At 71.4% G+C, this 17,955-nt stretch carries 18 protein-coding genes; 10 read left to right on the top strand and 8 right to left on the bottom strand.

Going from position 1 to position 17,955, the window contains the following annotated elements:
* The first annotated feature begins 7 nt into the window (after positions 1-7).
* The 5 genes from ACFY0D_RS05880 to ACFY0D_RS05860 all read left to right on the top strand — a co-directional run bounded on the left by ACFY0D_RS05880 (position 8) and on the right by ACFY0D_RS05860 (position 4,197).
* Complete coding sequence (locus tag ACFY0D_RS05880; protein ID WP_390797165.1) at positions 8-907, top strand: oxidoreductase; 900 nt, start codon at positions 8-10, stop codon at positions 905-907.
* 422 nt (positions 908-1,329) lie between these two features.
* Positions 1,330-1,815 (top strand): lamin tail domain-containing protein, encoded by a 486-nt coding sequence (locus tag ACFY0D_RS05875; protein ID WP_390797164.1) that lies wholly within the window; start codon positions 1,330-1,332, stop codon positions 1,813-1,815.
* A 140-nt stretch (positions 1,816-1,955) separates the two neighbouring features.
* A complete protein-coding gene (locus ACFY0D_RS05870; RefSeq protein WP_390797163.1) occupies positions 1,956-2,231 on the top strand; it encodes a hypothetical protein in 276 nt (91 codons plus the stop codon).
* A gap of 104 nt (positions 2,232-2,335) precedes the next feature.
* Positions 2,336-3,388, top strand: coding sequence for an ATP-binding cassette domain-containing protein (locus ACFY0D_RS05865; protein ID WP_390797162.1), 1,053 nt, complete (start codon positions 2,336-2,338; stop codon positions 3,386-3,388).
* Positions 3,385-4,197, top strand: coding sequence for an ABC transporter permease (locus ACFY0D_RS05860; RefSeq protein WP_390797161.1), 813 nt, complete (start codon positions 3,385-3,387; stop codon positions 4,195-4,197). Before ACFY0D_RS05865 ends, ACFY0D_RS05860 begins: the two co-directional genes overlap by 4 nt.
* Before the next feature lie 8 nt (positions 4,198-4,205).
* Here ACFY0D_RS05860 and ACFY0D_RS05855 read toward each other — a convergent pair whose 3' ends face one another.
* Positions 4,206-5,249, bottom strand: a complete 1,044-nt coding sequence (locus tag ACFY0D_RS05855; protein ID WP_390797160.1) for a S66 peptidase family protein — start codon at positions 5,247-5,249, stop codon at positions 4,206-4,208.
* Between the two features lie 287 nt (positions 5,250-5,536).
* Between ACFY0D_RS05855 and ACFY0D_RS05850 the strand changes: the two genes are divergently transcribed.
* The gene (locus tag ACFY0D_RS05850) at positions 5,537-6,034 is read left to right on the top strand and encodes a C40 family peptidase (RefSeq protein WP_390797159.1); all 498 of its coding nucleotides are present in this window, start codon (positions 5,537-5,539) and stop codon (positions 6,032-6,034) included.
* Here the strand turns inward: ACFY0D_RS05850 and ACFY0D_RS05845 are convergent.
* From ACFY0D_RS05845 to ACFY0D_RS05830, 4 genes are all read right to left on the bottom strand, one after another.
* Positions 6,016-7,314 carry an MFS transporter gene (locus tag ACFY0D_RS05845; protein ID WP_390797158.1) on the bottom strand — a complete coding sequence of 433 codons (1,299 nt, stop codon included), beginning with the start codon at positions 7,312-7,314 and terminating at the stop codon, positions 6,016-6,018. The two genes, ACFY0D_RS05850 and ACFY0D_RS05845, sit on opposite strands and share 19 nt — an antisense overlap.
* A 58-nt stretch (positions 7,315-7,372) precedes the next feature.
* Positions 7,373-7,969: an MBL fold metallo-hydrolase gene (locus ACFY0D_RS05840; protein ID WP_390797157.1), complete on the bottom strand. Its 597-nt coding sequence runs from the start codon at positions 7,967-7,969 to the stop codon at positions 7,373-7,375.
* A gap of 219 nt (positions 7,970-8,188) precedes the next feature.
* Positions 8,189-9,361 (bottom strand): epoxide hydrolase family protein, encoded by a 1,173-nt coding sequence (locus ACFY0D_RS05835; RefSeq protein WP_390797156.1) that lies wholly within the window; start codon positions 9,359-9,361, stop codon positions 8,189-8,191.
* Between the two features lie 46 nt (positions 9,362-9,407).
* Positions 9,408-10,346 carry an MBL fold metallo-hydrolase gene (locus ACFY0D_RS05830; RefSeq protein ID WP_390797155.1) on the bottom strand — a complete coding sequence of 313 codons (939 nt, stop codon included), beginning with the start codon at positions 10,344-10,346 and terminating at the stop codon, positions 9,408-9,410.
* A 102-nt stretch (positions 10,347-10,448) separates the two neighbouring features.
* Between ACFY0D_RS05830 and ACFY0D_RS05825 the strand changes: the two genes are divergently transcribed.
* Positions 10,449-11,516 carry an AraC family transcriptional regulator gene (locus ACFY0D_RS05825; RefSeq protein ID WP_390797154.1) on the top strand — a complete coding sequence of 356 codons (1,068 nt, stop codon included), beginning with the start codon at positions 10,449-10,451 and terminating at the stop codon, positions 11,514-11,516.
* A gap of 147 nt (positions 11,517-11,663) precedes the next feature.
* Here ACFY0D_RS05825 and ACFY0D_RS05820 read toward each other — a convergent pair whose 3' ends face one another.
* Positions 11,664-12,407 carry a TetR/AcrR family transcriptional regulator gene (locus ACFY0D_RS05820; RefSeq protein ID WP_390797153.1) on the bottom strand — a complete coding sequence of 248 codons (744 nt, stop codon included), beginning with the start codon at positions 12,405-12,407 and terminating at the stop codon, positions 11,664-11,666.
* 98 nt (positions 12,408-12,505) lie between these two features.
* Here ACFY0D_RS05820 and ACFY0D_RS05815 point away from each other — a divergent pair, with 98 nt between their 5' ends.
* Both ACFY0D_RS05815 and ACFY0D_RS05810 read left to right on the top strand, forming a co-directional pair.
* The gene (locus ACFY0D_RS05815; RefSeq protein WP_390797152.1) at positions 12,506-13,768 is read left to right on the top strand and encodes an FAD-dependent monooxygenase; all 1,263 of its coding nucleotides are present in this window, start codon (positions 12,506-12,508) and stop codon (positions 13,766-13,768) included.
* Between the two features lie 179 nt (positions 13,769-13,947).
* Entirely contained in the window at positions 13,948-14,592 is a 645-nt protein-coding gene (locus tag ACFY0D_RS05810) for a ScbR family autoregulator-binding transcription factor (RefSeq protein ID WP_390797151.1), read from the top strand.
* Positions 14,593-14,690: 98 nt separating this feature from the next.
* Here ACFY0D_RS05810 and ACFY0D_RS05805 read toward each other — a convergent pair whose 3' ends face one another.
* On the bottom strand, positions 14,691-15,905 hold the full coding sequence (locus ACFY0D_RS05805; RefSeq protein WP_390797150.1) for a hypothetical protein: 1,215 nt from the start codon (positions 15,903-15,905) through the stop codon (positions 14,691-14,693).
* A gap of 144 nt (positions 15,906-16,049) precedes the next feature.
* Positions 16,050-16,988, bottom strand: a complete 939-nt coding sequence (locus ACFY0D_RS05800) for an alpha/beta fold hydrolase (protein ID WP_390797149.1) — start codon at positions 16,986-16,988, stop codon at positions 16,050-16,052.
* A 135-nt stretch (positions 16,989-17,123) separates the two neighbouring features.
* Between ACFY0D_RS05800 and ACFY0D_RS05795 the strand changes: the two genes are divergently transcribed.
* Positions 17,124-17,729, top strand: a complete 606-nt coding sequence (locus ACFY0D_RS05795) for a TetR/AcrR family transcriptional regulator (protein WP_390797148.1) — start codon at positions 17,124-17,126, stop codon at positions 17,727-17,729.
* The last annotated feature ends 226 nt before the right edge of the window (positions 17,730-17,955 follow it).

The following is a 17,955-nucleotide window of genomic DNA, read 5'->3' as shown; positions in this document are numbered from 1 at the left end:
CAATCAGATGACGTCGCACACGGTCTCCGCGGCAGCTTCGGGCAAATGGGCGCTCGGTGATCTCACGGTCAACCGGATCGGCTTCGGAGCCATGCGCCTGACCGGCAGCGCGGCCTTCCATGAGGGCATTCCCGGCGACCGCGGCCGGGCGATCGCCGTACTGCGCCGGGCGGTCGAGCTCGGCGTCGACCACATCGACACCGCCGCGTTCTACTTCTCGCGGCTGCGTTCGGCCAATGAGCTGATCAACTCGGCGCTGGCACCGTATGCGGACGACCTCGTCATCTCCACCAAGGTCGGCCCCGCCCGGGACGCCTCCGGCGGGTGGGCCGAGCCGGCCCGGCCCGACGAGCTGCGCGGCCAGGTCGAGGAGAACCTGCGCCAACTGGGCCGGGACCACCTCGACGTGGTGAACCTCCGCATCATGGGCCAGGAGTCCGTCAGCGAGCACTTCGGGGCCCTGTCCGAGCTGCGCGACGCCGGACTGGTCCGCCATCTCGGCATCTCCAACGCCCGCCCGGAACACCTGGCCCAGGCCGAGGCGATCGCGCCGGTGGTGTGCGTTCAGAACCGCTACGGAATCGACGCGCCCGACAGCACGGGGATGCTCCGCGCCTGCGCGGAGCGCGGTATCGCCTTCGTACCCTTCTTCTCCATCGCGGGAGAGGGGCGCGAGGCCGGCGCCGTCCGGGCCGAGCACGACGAGGTCCGCGCCGTCGCCCGGGCGCACGGAGCGTCAGCGGCGCAGGTGCGGCTCGCCTGGATCCTGCGGCAGGGCTCCCACGTACTGGCCATCCCCGGGACGGGCAATCCGGATCACCTCGCCGACAACGTGGCGGCGGGCGCACTCCGGCTGACACCGGACGAGCTCCGGCTCCTGGATTCGATCGGCCGCTCCGCGTCCTGATGCCGGCGGCGAGCAGCTCGGCGGGCCCTGGGGACTCCGCGCGACAGAACGCCAGAACCGTTCACGTGCGTGTGTCCGAAGAAACGGTTGGAGCGGCCGTTACAGGACCCTGAACCCGTTCGGCGCAGAGCGGGAGCGGGTCGCGCGGGCAGCACGTCCGTACGGGAAGGCCGCCGTCTCCGGGCCCGCCAAGGCTTGTTCGGCGCGCTCCCCCCGCTCACGTCAGCGTGGCCTTGACATGTGTCCGATACACGCGAGAGTCACCGATACATCCGCATTTTGCAACACGCCCCGAATTAGTGGCTTTTGGTGGTGGTTGGGGGCCAGAGTGTGGCTCCTCGGCAGGACGCCGGGAACGGTTCCAGGCCCACCCGCCCCGCACAAGGCGGACCGGGCTGCTGTCTGTTGAAGGGGTCATCTTCATGTCTGCTTCTCTCGCCACCCGCCGGTTCGTCGCCGCGTTGCTGGCCGCGGGCGCCCTCGTCGGCGCCGCCGCCCTCCCGGCCAGCGCCGACGACCACCGGCGCGACCGCGACCACCGGGCTCCGCACTCCTCGATCGTCATCAGCGACGTCCAGTACGGCACCGCCGGCCGCGACCGCTCCGACCGTGCGCTGAACCGGGAGTGGGTCGAGGTCAAGAACACCGGGCGCAAGAGCGTCAACCTGCGCGGCTTCACCCTCACCGACCGGCAGGGCAACCGCTACCGCTTCGAGGACTTCCGCCTGGACGGCCAGTCCAGCGTGAAGGTCCACACCGGCCAGGGCCGCGACACCCGCCGCGACGTCTACCAGGACCGCCGCCACCAGATCTGGGACGAGCGCGACACCGCCACCCTGCGCGACAACCGCGGCAACGTCCTCGACACCGACTCCTGGAACGGCCGCCGGCACCACCGCAACGGCTGACCCGGACGGGTCACCGGCCTGACGCGCGCCCGCACTCCCCGCACGGCGGGGGTGCGGGCGCGCGTCGATATCGGGCTGCGACTGTCACAGGGGGGTGGCAGGATCATCGGCGGTGATCCGACCACCTACAGGGGGCAGGGATGGGGAGCACGACGTTCGAGTGGCCGCGCGACGCGCAGGCACGGGACACGGCGGCGCTGGAGCTGTGGCTCGCCGTGCACGGCTGGGAGGTCGATCCGACGGTGTTCATGGCCGGCGGACTCGGCCCGGCCGTGCAGGTGCAGCCGATCGGCGGGGCGGGTCAGGACGGGGAGCCCGGGCTGCTGATCCTGCCGGGCGAGACGGTGGTGTACGCGCGGGACCGGATACGGATCGCTCCCCGGGCCGCCGTTGCGGCCGCCTGCGGAACCTCGTAGAAGCACCCTGCGCCGGCCGGCCGGCATCCGCCCACCGGGGCGGCTGTCGGTGGTGTGCGTCAGAGTGGAAGGGATGCCGATTCCCGCGCGAGCGAGGTGATCCCGTGAGACACGCGATCCGGGCGGAGGGCCTGGCCAAGCGGTTCAAGGAGACCCGCGCGCTGGACGGGGTGGACCTGGAGGTTCCGGCGGGTACGGTGCTCGGTCTGCTCGGCCCGAACGGCGCGGGCAAGACCACCGCGGTCCGCATCTTCGCCACGCTGCTGCGCCCGGACGAGGGGCGTGCCGAGGTGGGCGGGTACGACGTGGTGCGGGAGGCCGGGCGGGTCCGTTCGCTCATCGGTCTGACCGGGCAGTACGCGGCCGTGGACGAGAACATGACCGGCACGGAGAACCTGCTGATGATCGGGCGCCTGCTCGGCATGGCGCGCGGTGCGGCCCGGGCCCGTTCCGCCGAGCTGCTCGACCGTTTCCACCTGGGTGACGCGGCCGGACGGGCCGCGAAAACGTACTCGGGCGGTATGAGGCGCCGCCTGGACCTCGCGGCCAGTCTGGTCGGGCGCCCGCGGATCCTCTTCCTGGACGAGCCGACCACCGGGCTCGATCCGCACAGTCGCGGTGAGGTGTGGGAGATGCTGCGCGTGCTGGTGGCGGAGGGCATGACCACCCTGCTGACCACGCAGTATCTGGACGAGGCCGACCGGCTCGCCGACAGCATCGTGGTGATCGACAACGGGCGGGTGATCGCCGGGGGGACGCCCGACGAGCTGAAGGCCCAGGTCGGCGGTCAGGTGCTGCACCTGCGCCCGGTACGTGCGGCCGATCTCGACGCGGCGCACGCCCTGGTCGCCGAGGTGGCCGGGCCGCACACCACGACCGAGGGCGACGGGATCACCGTCCCCGTCAACGACCCGGCGCTCATGCCCCGTGTCGTGCGCCGGCTCGACCGCGCGGGTATCGCCGTCGGGGAGCTCACTCTGCGTCGCTCGTCCCTCGACGAGGTGTTCATCGCCCTGACCGGCCACCGTGCCGAGCCGGGGGCCGCCCCGCAGGCCGACGTCGAGGCAGGGGCCGTTGCCGATGTCGGCGCCGGCACCGACACCGGCTCCGGTGACGACGCCGACGGCCCGTACGCGGAAGCAGGGAGTCCGTCATGACCGGCACGACCCTCACGGACAGCCTGGGCCGCGGCGGCCGGGTCAAGCCGCCGGCGGCCCTGCGGCAGACCGCCACCATGGCCTGGCGCAGTCTGGTCTCGGTGAAGCACAATCCGCTGGAGCTCGTCGACTACAGCATCACGCCGATCATGTTCGTGTTCCTGTTCACCTACGTCTTCGGCGGGCAGATGGCGGGCTCCCCTCAGCAGTACCTCCAGTACGCGCTCGCGGGGATCATCGTTCAGAACACGCTGTTCATGAGCATGTATACCGCCATGTCGCTGAACACCGACCTGACCAAGGGCGTGTTCGACCGGCTCCGCAGCCTGCCGATCGCCCGTTCGGCTCCGCTGTTCGGCCGGATCGTGGCCGACCTGGCCAAACAGCTGTGGGCCATGCTCCTGATGATCGCGCTCGGCACGGTCCTGGGCTTCGAGATCACCGGCGGTCCGGCGGGCTTCCTCGGCGCGACCGTGCTGCTGCTGACGTTCGCGGCGGCCGTTTCGTGGACGGCGGTACTGATCGGGATGAGGGCCGCGGACGTGGAGAAGGTGCAGGTCTTCGCCTTCACCTTCATCTTCCCGCTCACCTTCACGAGCAGCGCGTTCGCCGAGGTCGACACCATGCCCGGGTGGCTCCAGGCCTGGGTCGAGGTCAACCCCGTGACGTATCTGTCGGACGCGTTCCGGGGGCTGCTGCTCGGTACTCCGGCGGGCGGGCCGATCCTCTGGTCGCTGCTCTGGGCGGCGGGCATCACCGCGGTCTTCATGCCGCTGGCGATGCGCGCCTACCGCTCCGACAGCCACTGAGCCCGGGCTCAGTACGTGACGACGATCCGGCGTGCCGGGCCGTCCACCCGGATGCGGCCGCCGACGGGGATCACGAGCTGCGGGTCGGTGTGGCCGAGGTCGACGTCGAACACCACCATGGTGTCGGGGGCGTACTGGCGCAGGGCCCGCAGGACGGCCTCGCGCTGTTGCCGGCGGAAGTCCGCCTTGGCCTCGGCGTCGAGCCGGTTCTCGAACGACCAGCTCTTCGCCCTGCCCATGAGCAGCGCCGGGAACTGCCGCAGCAGCCCGCGTTCGCCCATGCCGCGCAGGATCCGGTAGACCTCTTCGGCGGCCGGCATCTCCTCGGAGGTCTCCAGGAAGAGCACGTTGCCGGCGTAGGCCTCGACCGGTCGCGCCACGCGGTCGGCCATCAGCAGCCAGGAGATGATCTCCAGGTTGCCGCCCCAGCTGATGCCTTCGACGACCCGCTCGGCGTTGTGCCAGGACCAGCCGTCGGCAGGTTCCATGTACGGCTCGGATGCGAAGGTCTGCGGGTCCTCCCAGGGGCTGTTGACGTCCCCGTAGGCGCTTGCCGCGGTGAGCTCGTACTCGCCCGAGGTGAACAGCGCGGCCCGCAGGGAGGCGGCGGTCGACGGGTGCATCGCGCCGGGCCGTCCGAACCCGACCATGACCGATCCGCCGTGGTAGCCGACGATGCCCAAGTCCCGCAGGAACAAAAGCAGGTTGGTGTTGTCGCTGTAGCCGAGGAACGGCTTGGGGTGGGCGCGCAGCAGGTCGCGGTCGAGGTGGGGAAGGACGGTGATCTGGTCGTCGCCGCCGATACTGGCGATCACCGCTTTGATGTCGGGGTCGGCGAAGGCCGCGTGGATGTCGGCGGCCCGCGCCTCGGGCGTCGCACCCATCGTCCGGGTCGTCGGGTATTCCACCGTCTTCAGCCCGAAGTCGTCCTGGAGTCTGCTCAGCCCCAACTCGTAGGGCAGCGGGAACAGGCCGGGGAGGCCGGACGAGGGCGAAAGTACGGCGACCAGGTCTCCGGGGCGGGGCTTCACGGGGTAGCGGGGATTCTCCATCCGATGATCATAGAAGTCGGCGGATCCGGCCTCGCGTCGATTATCCGGGGCGAGCCCGCGTCGGCGCCGCGGACCGGCGTGTCGGGCGCGCCCAAATGACAATCATTCAGCCTTATGATCTCGAATCGAATGCAAAATCGAGACAAATGAGACTGTGTCCCGCGCTGTTCGGCGGATCCCGTCGGAGAAAACTGGTCCGCCGTCAGAGCCATGACGTATCCGACCGAGAACAGGACCCCGACCACTGATCTGACTGTTACCTGCCAACCGATTGCGGAGGTGTCACGATGTCCTGCTTCCGGACCGACTTCCGAAAGGCCCCCAAGGGCCTTCTCCCCACGTGTTGTTGCCCCAGAGCCCGCGCCATCCTCTCGCTGCTGCTCCTGACGGCCGCCGTAACGACCGGCCCCGCAGGCCCGGCTCACGCCACCGCCACGTATGGCGCCAGAGCCGTTGCGGTGGCCGCCTCCAAACAGGGCTCGCCGTATGCCTACGGCGCCACGGGTCCCAAACGCTTCGACTGCTCGGGCCTCACCCTCTACGCCTTCAAGAAGGCCGGCAAACGGCTTCCACGCACCGCCGAGCAGCAGTACGAGCACACCCGCCACATCCCCGAGGCCGATCGCGCGGCCGGGGACCTGGTCTTCTTCCCCAGCGGCGCGACCATGACCCACGTGGGGATCTACGCCGGCGACGACCGCATCTGGCATGCTCCACGCCCCGGCACCCGGGTGCGCCTGGAGCGGATCTGGAGCACAGCGGTCCGCTACGGGCGCGCCACCTGATCGGGCACCCGGCCGGCCCGGCCCCTCCGGCCCTGGTCTCCCGCCGCCCCGGCGGCCGGACCCGGGTCCGCGGGCAGCCTGCGTACCGCCCACAGGCTCGGGGTGAGCAGCAGCACAAGGCTCGCCGAGGTCATCAGTACGGCACTCCAGACAAGGACGGACTCCGTACCGAGGGAAGTCGCCGCGGCGCCCACGACGAGGTAGCCCAGCGGCACGGACATGAGTTCACCGGCCGAGCTGAAGGAGCCGACCCGCCCGAGCACCTCGGACGGGAGCTGTTCCTGCACGGCGGTGTTCCAGCACACGATCGCGATGTCGAGGCCGATGCCCGCCATGACGGCCGCCCCGGCCAGCACGGCGAGCGGCGCGCCCCAGGCGAGGGCGAGGAAAGGCAGCGCGAGAGGCAGGTTGGCGCATACGCACACGACCATGATCCTGGAGGGCTTCCATTTGAGTGAAACGATTCCGCCCAGGAGCAGGCCCGCCGCGAACGCCCCCTGGACGATTCCCCATGAAGGAGCACCCAGATGACTGTTCTGGGCCAGCACGGGGCCGAGGAGCTGATAGCCGCCGAGCCAGAGGGCGACGACCACGGTGCCGGACAGGGTGTAGGACCAGATCCAGGAGAGACGGGAGAACTCTTTCCAGCCATCCTTGAAGTCGCGGAACACTGAAGCCGCGGTCTTGACGGGTCCGGACACGTCGAGACGGCTGCAGAGGAAGGCCGCGACAGCGAAACTGGCGGCGTCCCAGCCCAGGGTCAGTTCCGGGCCGATGAAGGCGACGAGGGCGCCGCCGACCGCCGGCGCCAGGATGCGGATGACGTTGATGGGCAACCGCATCAGCGCGTTCGCCTGCTGCAGCTCGCCGGGCTCGACGAGCTGCGGCAGCAGGCTGTTCATGGCGGGCTGGGCCAGTGCCGACGCACAGCCCGCCAGCGCCGCGAACAGGGCGATCCGCCCGGTGGTGGCCGTACCCGTCGCCACGAGCAGGGCGACGCAGCCCTGGGTGACGGCGGGCAGCACATTGCCGATGACAATGACCCCTCGGCGGGAGAACCGGTCCGCGACCACTCCTCCGACGAGGAGGAGGACGAGCTGCGGGGCGGTGTTGGCGGCGAGGACGACCGCCAGGGACGCCGGGCTGCTGTCGAATCCGAACACGGCGAAGGCCAGGGCCACGGGGGCCATCGCCGTGCCGCTCATCGAGATCAGACGTGCCAGGAGGAATAATCTGAACGGCTTGTGCCGCAGTGTGGAGAGGGATCCCTGTCGAACCATTCGACGGAGACTATCCTGCTCCTGCGCAGGTGGCGGGGCCAGGAAGGGGTCCGGCGCCTCAGAGCGATTCGCCCGGCCTCAGATAGCGGTAGCCGTGCGAAGTCTCCTCACCGAGCCAGCCGTTGACGCTGCTGAGACCGCGGTCGTTGATCTGCGCGTCGTGAATGGCGAACGCCCGCCGCGGGTTCACGGCCTTGACGAAATCGATGGCCTCCACCATTTTCAGCCACGATCCCTGCGCCGGCACCAGCAGCGTCTCGATCTCCTGCTCGGGCACGTGCAGCGAGTCACCCGGGTGGTAGACCGCGTCCTCGACGACGTAACCGAGGTTCGCGCAGTCGGGCTGGCCGCCGTAGATGGAGGCATGGCGGCCGCCGACCGCCCGTATGCGGAAGCCCGCGGCGGTGAACTCCGCACCGGAGGACACCCCGATGACGTCCAGCCGCGGGATGTCCGCCTCGGCGGGGGCGTGGACCGGTACGCCGAGCCCCGCCAGGCGCAGCACGTCGACGTGGTCGGTGTGCTCGTGGGTCACCAGCACGGCGTCCGCGCCGGCCAGGGCGGCCGGTTCGCTCCACGTGCCGGGATCGATGACGAGAACCCGGCCGTCCTGCTCGATCCGGACACATGCATGGGTGTACTTCGTGATCCGCATGGCTTTGGACCGTACCGTGCCCGGACCTGCCGTGGCACGGTCGTTCGCGGGTCGTTCCGGAGTCATGCCCGCCGCATTCCCCGGTCGTCCCGTCGATCGCCCCGCGCAGCGGGTCCGTTGCCCGTTGTGGCGGGCGTACTCCTCGATCGTGTGGGTCGGGACGTAGTGCAGCGAGTACGGCTGGTCGCCGGAAGCAGCCCACGCGTATGCACATGCCGGTCAGCGCAGTTGCCGGAAGAAGGCGCGGATGTCCCCCACCAGCAGCTCGGGCACCTCCATGGCGGGGAAGTGGCCGCCCCGGTCGTACGAGGTCCAGCGCACGATGGTGTCGGTGCGCGCGGCGATGTGGCGCAGCGGGATGAAGTTGTCCCGGGGGAAGTCGGCCAGTGCGGTCGGGGTGCGCGACACCTCGGGCAGCCGGCCGGCGTACGCGGCGTGGGCCCGCTCGTAGTAGATGCGGGCCGCGCTGCCGGCCGTTCCGGTGAGCCAGTACAGCATCACATTGGTCAGCATCTGGTCCCGGTCCACCGGGCACGCGGGGTCGCTCCACTCGGTGAACTTCTCCGCGATCCAGGCGAGCAGCCCGACCGGCGAGTCGTTGAGCCCGTACGCGAGGGTCTGCGGCCGGGTCGCCTGGATGTCGGCGTACCCCTGCCGCTCCCGCGCCCAGACCCGGTACCGCTCCCAGGAGGCCAGCGTCCGCTCCTGTTCGGCGGGGGACAGCGCGGCCAGTTCCTCCGGCCGGGGTTCGGCGGTGGCCCCGCCCCCGGGCAGCAGGTTCAGGTGCACTCCGATCACGTGGTCCGGCCGGATCAGCCCGAGTTCGCGCGAGATCGCGGCCCCCCAGTCGCCGCCCTGCACCCCGTACGACCGGTGGCCGAGGCGGTCCATCAGCACGCCGAAGGCCCGGGCCACCCGCTTGAACTCCCAGCCCGTCTCGGTCGTGGGCCCCGAGAGGCCGAAGCCGGGGATGCTCGGCAGCACCAGGTGGAAGGCGTCCGCCGGGTCGCCGCCGTACGCCCGGGGGTCCGTGAGCGGGCCCGCGACGCGCTGGAACTCCACCGGCGAGCCCGGCCAGCCATGGGTCATCAGCAGCGGGGTCGCGTCCGGCTCGGGCGAGCGGACGTGTGCGAAGTGCACCCGTGCGCCGTCGATGACCGTGGTGAACTGCGGCCACTCGTTCAGGCGGGCCTCGGCCGCCCGCCAGTCGTACTCGTCGCGCCAGTAGCCGACGAGCTCCCGCATCCGGGCGAGCGGCATCCCGTACGCCCAGCCGACCCCGGGCAGTTCGTCGGGCCACCGCACCCGGCCCAGCCGCTCCCGCAGGTCGTCCAGCTCCCCCTGCCCCACATCGAGCCGGAACCCGTGCAACCGCTCGTCAAGATCACTCATGCCCCGCATGCTAGGGCGTGTCATGGGGCCGCGCTGGGGGCGCAGGTCAGGGGTGCTGCGGGGCGGCCGTGTCGTCGGAAGGGGGCCAGGAGGCCCAGCGGGCGGGGGCGAAGGTGTCGGCGGTAGCGCGGATGTTCAGGGCGCCCGGGCCGGCGAAGTGGGCGGGGACGACCAGTTCCCGCTCGTCCGCGGCCCGTTGGAGGACGCGGCGGCGGCTGGCCGCCGCCTGTACCGGGTCCAGACAGAAACAGCTGTTGCAGGAGGGCTGGACGATCTGCACCGGGCTGTGCATGAGATCGCCGACGAACACGGCCCGCTCACCTTGGGAGGCCAGACGCAGGACGCAGGAGCCGGGGGTGTGGCCGGGAGCCGCCTCCAGGGTGAGGTGTTCGTCGATGCGGTGGGCGCCGTCCCACAGCACGGCCTGTCCCGCCCGGTGGATGGGCGCGATGCTGTCCTCGTAGACCAGGGCGTCGTCCGGGTCTCGGCCCTGCCCCGAGGAGTTGTCCGGCCCGAAGTGGAAGTCGTCCGCCGCAGGGATGAGGTAGCGGGCGCGGGGGAACGTCGGGACCCACTCTCCGCCCACGTCGTGGGTGTTCCAGCCGACGTGGTCGGCGTGGAGGTGGGTGTTGACCACGACGTCGACGTCCTCCGGGTGGACGCCGGCGCCGGCCAGGGCGCCCAGGAAGTCGGTCTGCCAGTGGTGGAAATGGGGGGTGTGGGGGCGTTCGCGGCCGTTGCCGACCCCGGTGTCGATCAGGACGGTCTGGCCGGCACTGCGCAGGACCCAGGACTGCAGGGCCATCACAGCCTGGTCCTGCTCCGGCTGCCAGTGGTCCGGAGCCAACCAGTTCCTGTTGTCCTCCCACACCGCGGCGGAGTCCGGCACCAGGTCGCGGGGGGAGGTGAAGAAGCCCTGCCACTCGCGGACCCGGATGACCTCGACATCGCCCAGCCGGATCGACTGCTTGTTCTCATTCGTCATGCCACGACCCTAGAAAGAATCCGGTGAGCTCCTCAATGCCCATCCGGCTCACAGCAATACGCGAGCGTCTCATACCGGGCGTCGGCCCGGTAGCGTGACGGGATGGACGTGGTGAGTGATGCGATCTCGACCGTACGGATCGGGCGGCCCTCCTCGCAGCGGGTGCGGGTGAAAGGGAGTTGGTGCGCCCGCCTCGACCCGTACGACGGCGCCGGGTTCCACATCGTGCTGGAGGGCAGCTGCTGGCTGCTGCCCGACGGAGGTGGTGCGCCCCTGTCACTGGGCGTGGGGGACGCGGTGCTGCTGCCGCACGGGGCGGGCCATGTGATCGCCGACCGTCCGGCCGGTGCACGGGAGTTGGAGCGGGCGGTGCCGTTCCGACAGTGGGACGCGGTACGCACGACAGGCGTACCGGGGCGGGAAGTCGGAGCGGGCCGGCGCGGGGGGCCTGAAGCCGGGGGTGAACCCGGCGAGCCTGGCGGGCTCCGGGGCGGGCCTGGTGGTGTGGTGGAGATGCTGTGCGGCAAGTACCGGCTCGACCGCAGCCGGGCGCATCCGCTGATGGCGGAGCTGCCGCAGATCGTGCACCTGCCTTCCCGGGTGGGGGCGCGGCCCGAACTACGGTCCGCCATCGACCTGCTGGGGCGTGAGCTGGGCGAGCAGCGCCCTGGTTCCGGCATCGCGGTGCCCGGCCTGCTCGACCTGCTGCTCGTCTACATGATCCGCTCCTGGGTGGCCGAGGGCGGGAGCGGGACGTGGCCGGCGGTGCTGGGCGATCCGGTGGCGGCCGGCGCGCTGCGGGCCCTGCACGCGGACCCGGCCGCGCCGTGGACCAACGAGCGTCTGGCGGCGCAGGTCGGGGTGTCCCGGCCCACCCTGGCCCGGCGTTTCGCCTCCCTGGTGGGCCGGCCTCCGATGGCATACCTGACGTGGTGGCGGCTGAGTCTGGCCGCGGCGGCACTGCGCGAGTCCGAGGAGCCGCTGGCCGCGGTGGCGCGGCGGGTCGGCTACGGCAGCCCGTACGCCCTCTCGCACGCCTTCAGCCGCGAGTTCGGCACCACCCCCGGCCGCTACCGGGCTCAGGACCGGCCGGAAACAGGCCCGGAGACGGAAGCCGGTGCCGGGACCGGTGTCTCGGGGGTGGTCAGCGGGGGGCCTTTCGCAGGGTGAGCAAGGTACGGGCGCCGGCGTCGGGCAGGGCGTCGGCACTGCTCGAAGCTGCCCGACACGGGTCACGCCGGCGTCACGCCACTGCCGGAAGCGGTTGTGAACAGTCGGCCGACCGCCGGACTCCCCCGGCCGGCCGACGCGTTGACGTCAGCGCGCGCCCGCGCGGCGGGTCATCAGCAGTTCGAGCCCGTCCAGGATGCGCCCCAGCCCGAACTCCAGGGCCTGGTCCCGCCCGCCGTGTTCCGCCGCCGAGGCCAGCGCCGCGCCGAGTGCGGGGAACCGCTCCCCGTGCGTGCGCATCACCTCGCCCAGCATCGCCGCGAGTTGGGCATCCGGGCCCGCCCCCGCGGCCCCGGACCCGGACCCCGCGCCGGCGGCCCGCTCCTGCTCCGCGATGCCGCGTACGTGCCCGGCGAGCAGCACCACCGCGTCCATCGCCTCGGCCCCGGTCAGCCCGCAACCGTCGAGCGCGGCGAGCGCCTGCTCCATCCACTCCAGCTCCCGCGGGCCCATGACCCGTACGCCGACGGTCGCCTCCACCAGCCACGAGTGGAGCCGAAGGCCCTCCAGCAGCCCCCGCGCCCATTCCTCAAGCCGCTCCCGCCAGGAGCCACCCGGCGACTGCGCCACCGCGGGCATGGCGCCCTCCACCATCAGCGCCACCAGTTCGGCCTTCCCCGGCACGTACCGGTACAGGGCCATCTTGGTGACGGCCAGCTCCGCGGCCACCCGCTGCATCGACGCGCCGCCCAGGCCCTCCGCGTCGGCGATCTCGATGCCCGCCCGGGCGATCCCCTCCAGCGTGAGCCCCCGCTTCGGTCCGCGCGCGGGCCCGGCAGCCGGCGGCCCCCACAACAACCGCACGGCCGGGCCCCACTGATCGCTCGTCATCGCCTTCGCCTTGCGCTCGCACGGAAACTGCGTCTACCGTACACGGAATCGAATCAGTGTCCGTCGGACACAATTAAATCTCAGGCCGGGAGTCCTCCATGACCGCACCGTTCGACCAGACCGGGGGCCCGCGCCCCGCGGCCCGTACCGTCCTCATCTCGGGCGCCGGCGTCGCAGGCCCCGCCCTCGCCCACCGGCTCGGCCGCCACGGCCTGCGCCCCACCGTCGTCGAGGTCGCCCCCGCCCTGCGCCCCGGCGGCCAGGCCGTGGACTTCCGCGGCGGGACCCAGCTCCACGTCCTTCGGCGGATGGGGATCCTCGACGAGCTCCACCGCGTCCGGACCGGCGGCAGTCCGATGACCTTCGTCGACGCCGATGGCCGCGAACTCCTGCACCTGCCGGCCGAGTTCGCGGGCGGAGACATCGAGGTCCTGCGCGGCGACCTCTCCCGGATCCTCTACGAGGCCTCGCTCGCCACCGGCGCCGAGTACCTCTTCGGGGACTCCCTCACCTCCCTCACCGAGACGGCCACCGGCGTCGACGTCACCTTCCGCCACGCCCCGCACCGCACCTTCGACCTCGTCATCGGCGCCGACGGCCTCCACTCGAACGTCCGCCGCCTCGCCTTCGGCCCGGATGCCGACCACGTCACCCACCTCGGCCACTACGCCGCCACCTGGAGCCTGCCCAACCACCCGGACCTGGGCGTGGACCTGCGCCCGGGCACCGGCTCCATCGGCCACAACACCCCCGGGCGTCTCGCCAGTGTCGCCGCGGACCACACCGACCCGGCCCGGGCCCGCGCCTTCCTCGTCTTCGCCTCCCCGGAGCTCGCGTACGACCGCCATGACCCCGAGGCCCACAAACACCTCCTGCGCGAGGCGTTCGCGGGCCTGCCCTGGAAGGTGGACCGCCTCCTCGACTCCCTCGGCACCGCCGACGACCTCTACTTCGACTCGATCAGCCGCGCCGACTCCCCCGTCTGGTCCACCGGCCGGATCGCCCTCCTCGGTGACGCCGCCTGCGGCGCGACCATCGGCGGGATGGGCACCGGCACGGCGATCCTGGGCGCGTACGTCCTGGCCGGTGAACTCTCCCGCTCGCCCGCGGACCACCGGGCCGCCTTCACCCGCTACGAGTCCCTGCTGCGCGCCTACGCCCAGGACCGCCAGAAGGGCGGAGACCGCACGGGCCGCTTCCTCGCCCCCTCGTCGAAACCGGGCCTGCGCCTGCGCAACACCCTGCTCGGCAGACGGCGCATCCTCACCTGGATGCTCAAGGCGGCGAAGGACGGCACCGCACTCGCACTCCCGGACTACCCGGACCTCCCGGCCAACTCGCCTTCGGCACAGGTCCATTGACGTCCAGGGGCGCTCGCCGCTGAAAAAGAATCACGCAAAGGGCCACACAACTCCCCGAACCGCTCCCCGCCTCCGCAAAAAAGTACCTGCCGACTGGTTTCGTTTCGCATTGCCCGACTACATTGACGGCACACCGCGGCGAACACCGCTCGGGCAGTGACCAAGGGGACGAGCAGAACGTGGCGAGGGCCAGACAGGAGCGGGCCGAGATCACCCGCCAAGCCATACTCGACGGCGCGGCGACCGCCTTCGACCTCGGCGGGTTCGAGGGCACCAGCCTCAGCGACGTCGTCAAGCACGCCGGAGTCACCAAGGGCGCCCTCTACTTCCACTTCCCGTCCAAGGAAGCCCTCGCCCGCACCCTGATGGACGAGCAGTTCCAGGTCTCCGAACACCTCCCCGCCGTCGAGAACCCGGGCTTGCAGACCGTCATCGACCTCACCCACCGGATGGCCCACGGGCTGCGCACCGACGTCCGTATCCGCGCCGGCATCCGCCTGGTCATCGAGTTCGGCTCCTTCACCCACCCCGACCCGACCCCCTACGACGCCTGGATCGACACCTGCCGCAGTTGCCTGACCCCCGCTCAGCAGCGCGGTGACATACACCCGTCGCTCGACGTCCAGGACTTGTCGACCCTGCTCGTCGGAGCCTTCACCGGCATCCAGGTCGCCTCGCACGTCCGCACCCGCCGCGAAGACCTCCACACGCGCGTCACCGACCTGTGGAACTTCCTCCTCCCCGCACTGGTCCCCCCGCAGCGCATCACCCATTTCCACCCCACGGGCACGCCCGAGGCGGCCCCGCCCTCCCCCACCCGCTGACGCAGGGCGGCCTCGCACACGCCGTGGCGAACCACGGGGGTGCTCGCCACGGCGTGCCCGAGACCGCCCTGCCCCGAGCGAAACGAACCGCACCGGCCCTACGGCCGGGGGCTCTCCAGTACGTACGCCTGCTTGGACGCACAGGTCCAGATCACCGGCCGGACCCGGTTCTGCGCGTCCAGCGCGGCTCCGCCGACCCGGTCGTCGTCCGTGACGGCGAAGGCGGCGGTGAACAGGGACGGGCCCAGTCCCGGCAGGACGCGCATCGGCCCCTTGCCGGTCCAGTACTGGGCCCGGGCCGGCGGGCTGTCCGGCGGGCGCGGCGACGCGTAGGTGAACTCGGCCAGGCCGACCGCGATGCCGGTCTTCGGGCTGATCGAGTCGAACGTTCCGCCGATCGCGCCGGGTGCCCAGGGTGCGTACACCGCAGGGCCGTCGGGTCGGTTCCACACCACGGCGAACTCCGCGCTGTCGGGCCCCTTGCCCCGCCGCGCGTAGCCGACGATCCGTCCCGTGTCGTCGATCTCCCGGGTGACGTGGTGGTCCCCCGTGTCGTCGAAGGGCGCCATCACCGAGGGCGCCGAGTCCGGGTACGCGGGCCAGTAGAGCCCCGGGGCGGCGAGGAACTGGGCGCCGGGGCGCCGTTCCAGCTCCCAGCCGTTGCCCGATACCTGCCCGGCGTTGTTGAGGCCCGACGTCTCGTAGAGCATGTATCCGGCGGGCGAGGGCAGTTCGCGGCGCGGCCTGCCGTGCGACCATTCCACGCCGACGGTCCGGTTCTGGGCGGCGTCCCGGAGACTGCCGACGATGACGCCGCGGTCGTTGACCCCGCTCGCCTCGTCCCCGCCGGGCAGTACGGTGATGGCGGGATCGCCGTGCCGGTAGCTGAACGCCTTGCCGCCCTCGCGGGTGGTCACCTGCCCGACCATGAGGCCGGACCGGTTGACGTCGACGACCCGGCCCGTGCCGGAGCCCTCGGGCACCGGCACCGCGTACACCTCTTCCCCGATCCAGTACGCCGGCTTCATGCCGGACATGCCGACCGCCAGGCGCGAGGGCCCCGGTGCGATGGCCGAGACCTGGGTGTGGCGCACCCAGGGGCTCGGATGCGGATCGTCGGTGCCGGGCAGCGTCTGAAGGATCTGGATGGCCGGCTTGCAGGATGCGGCCGTCGCCCCCTCGGCCGCCTGCGCGGGAGCCGTCATACCGAGTGCGGCGAGGAAACTGCCCGCCACGGCGAAGCCCGTACGGCTCGTACGCCGCGTACGTCCCGTACCCCTCGTGTTCCTGGTGCGTCGCGTTCTCGTTGTCATGAATCCCCCCGGATCACGTCACGTGGAAGCCGAATCGCAGGGAGACATCCTTGCCCCACCGGATCGGGATGAACAGCGACGATCCGGACAAGCGACACGTCAGTTCCGGACCTGTCCGCGCGATCCGGCGGCACCGGGCCCGGTTCAGGCGCCGGTGGGGGCGAGGGAGTCGACGTCCTCCATGAAGCTCAGCATCCGGGCGTTGACCAGCTCGGGGTGGTCGATCTGCGGGCCGTGGCCGGTCGCGGCGACGATCTCGGCGCGGGCGCCGGGTATCAGGCGCGGCACGCGTTCCAGCTGACGCTTCGGGTGTACGAGCAGGCTGCGCTTGCCCAGGACGAGGTAGAGCGGGGTGCGGATGGAGCGCAGCGCGTCCTCGGCCAGCGGCAGGGGTGCGGGGCGTCGGATCCGGAAGGCGCGGGCACCGAGCTGGACCCACTTGCGCAGCTCGGGCACGACGATGACCGGCTGCTCCAGCCAGGCGGCGAGGCGCGGGCGCAGCGCCTTGGGCGCGAAGCTGGCGAAGAGGCTGACGAAGACCCAGGCGAAGAAGCGCAGGCCCACCTTCTCCAGGCCGCCCGGGTCGAGGAGCGTGACGGAGGCGAGCCGGCCGGGCCGTCGGTGCGCCTGGTTGAGCACGAGCCAGCCCCCGTAGGAGGAGCCGACGAGGTGAACGCGGTCGAGGCCCAGTTCCTCCAGTGCCTCGTCGAGCCACTGGGCCGCGCGCTCGGGCTGCCACATGGGTTCGCGGTGGATGCTGCGGCCGGCGTCGCCCGGGGTGTCGAGCGCGTAGACGGGGCGTTCGGCGCTGAGTGCGGGGGTGTTGGGGTACCACATGGCCGAGCAGTAGCCCGCGCCGTGGATCAGGACGACCGGGGTGCGGGACTCGGCGGCCGGGTCGTCGGGGCCGTAACGGTAGACGTGCGTGGTGCCGAAGCTGGTCGCGACGTCCGTCTCGTGGCGGGCGGGTGCGCCCATCGCGTAGAGCGCGTCGCCCGCGGCGAAGTACCGGTCGCGCAGCTCGTCGTTCACATAGCGGCCGACGTCGCGGCGCGGACGGGTTCGGCTGGTGTTCTCGGGCACGGGGCACCTCCGGTCTTCGAAGATCCGTTCTTCGTAATACGAACGTACCATAACGATGATACGGCGGTACCATGAAAGAGTCCGGGGGGCCGGACATGAACGCGAGCGCACCACCGACGGGCGGAGAGACGACACATGCCGAAGCGCGTGGACCATGAGGAACGGCGCGCCCAGATCGCCGAGGCGCTCATCCAGGTGGCCGGGCGGCGCGGACTGCACGCCGTGGGCATGCGCGACGTCGCGGCGGAGGCGGGGGTGTCGCTGCGACTCGTGCAGTACTACTTCGAGACCAAGGAGAAGCTGCTCTTCTACGGACTCCAGCACCTCACCGACCGCTTCACCGCACGCGTGGGCGAGCGCCTGCGCGCCGTCGGCCCGAACCCCGGCCCGCGCGCGACCATCGAGGCACTGCTGCTGGCTTCCCTCCCCACCGACGACGAGGGCCGCACCTTCCACCTCCTCTACAGCTCGTACTCGATCCTGTCCGTGACCGACGAGGCCCTCGCCGCCCAGCCGTTCATCGACAACCCCGACGCCGCGGAGAACGCCGTCGCCGGACTGCTCCGGCAGGCACAGGAGAGCGGCCTGGCCGACCCGGCCGTCGACGCGCGCACCGAGGCGATCAGCCTGCTGGCCATGACGGCGACCATGGGCACCAGCATCCTCGTGGGCCAGCGGAAGCCCGAGTCGGCCGTCGCGGTGCTCCACCACCACCTCGACCGGATCTTCACCACCTCCTGACCCCCGAGACCCCACGCCCGGCCGGCGAGGGTCCGGCCGCCCCAGCGAGTTCCCGGACTGTTCACCCCCACGTGACCCGCGCCTTCCCGGACCCGCCCGGCGCGGGCGGTCGAATGGCGACCAAGAGGTCTGGACCATTGAAGTCGCGCCAATCCGTGGCGCATTGGCTCCGGCGCCACACTCTCGCAACAACTGGTCTATACCTTTACTACTAGGATGGGCCACC

It is taken from the genome of Streptomyces sp. NPDC001502, from assembly GCF_042894785.1.
Classification (GTDB): Bacteria; Actinomycetota; Actinomycetes; order Streptomycetales; family Streptomycetaceae; genus Streptomyces; species Streptomyces kutzneri.
The sequence above is the reverse complement of the archived record's forward strand: the minus strand, read 5'-3'. Positions and strand labels throughout refer to the sequence as shown.

Excerpts from the sequence above, each read along its gene's own strand:
- ACFY0D_RS05880 (WP_390797165.1), top strand. The coding sequence starts at position 8 with ATGACGTCGCACACGGTCTCCGCGGCAGCTTCGGGCAAATGGGCGCTC.
- ACFY0D_RS05875 (WP_390797164.1), top strand. The coding sequence starts at position 1,330 with ATGTCTGCTTCTCTCGCCACCCGCCGGTTCGTCGCCGCGTTGCTGGCC.
- ACFY0D_RS05870 (WP_390797163.1), top strand. The coding sequence starts at position 1,956 with ATGGGGAGCACGACGTTCGAGTGGCCGCGCGACGCGCAGGCACGGGAC.
- ACFY0D_RS05860 (WP_390797161.1), top strand. The coding sequence starts at position 3,385 with ATGACCGGCACGACCCTCACGGACAGCCTGGGCCGCGGCGGCCGGGTC.
- ACFY0D_RS05855 (WP_390797160.1), bottom strand. The coding sequence starts at position 5,249 with ATGGAGAATCCCCGCTACCCCGTGAAGCCCCGCCCCGGAGACCTGGTC.
- ACFY0D_RS05850 (WP_390797159.1), top strand. The coding sequence starts at position 5,537 with ATGTCCTGCTTCCGGACCGACTTCCGAAAGGCCCCCAAGGGCCTTCTC.
- ACFY0D_RS05845 (WP_390797158.1), bottom strand. The coding sequence starts at position 7,314 with ATGGTTCGACAGGGATCCCTCTCCACACTGCGGCACAAGCCGTTCAGA.
- ACFY0D_RS05840 (WP_390797157.1), bottom strand. The coding sequence starts at position 7,969 with ATGCGGATCACGAAGTACACCCATGCATGTGTCCGGATCGAGCAGGAC.
- ACFY0D_RS05835 (WP_390797156.1), bottom strand. The coding sequence starts at position 9,361 with ATGAGTGATCTTGACGAGCGGTTGCACGGGTTCCGGCTCGATGTGGGG.
- ACFY0D_RS05830 (WP_390797155.1), bottom strand. The coding sequence starts at position 10,346 with ATGACGAATGAGAACAAGCAGTCGATCCGGCTGGGCGATGTCGAGGTC.
- ACFY0D_RS05825 (WP_390797154.1), top strand. The coding sequence starts at position 10,449 with ATGGACGTGGTGAGTGATGCGATCTCGACCGTACGGATCGGGCGGCCC.
- ACFY0D_RS05820 (WP_390797153.1), bottom strand. The coding sequence starts at position 12,407 with ATGACGAGCGATCAGTGGGGCCCGGCCGTGCGGTTGTTGTGGGGGCCG.
- ACFY0D_RS05815 (WP_390797152.1), top strand. The coding sequence starts at position 12,506 with ATGACCGCACCGTTCGACCAGACCGGGGGCCCGCGCCCCGCGGCCCGT.
- ACFY0D_RS05805 (WP_390797150.1), bottom strand. The coding sequence starts at position 15,905 with ATGACAACGAGAACGCGACGCACCAGGAACACGAGGGGTACGGGACGT.
- ACFY0D_RS05795 (WP_390797148.1), top strand. The coding sequence starts at position 17,124 with ATGCCGAAGCGCGTGGACCATGAGGAACGGCGCGCCCAGATCGCCGAG.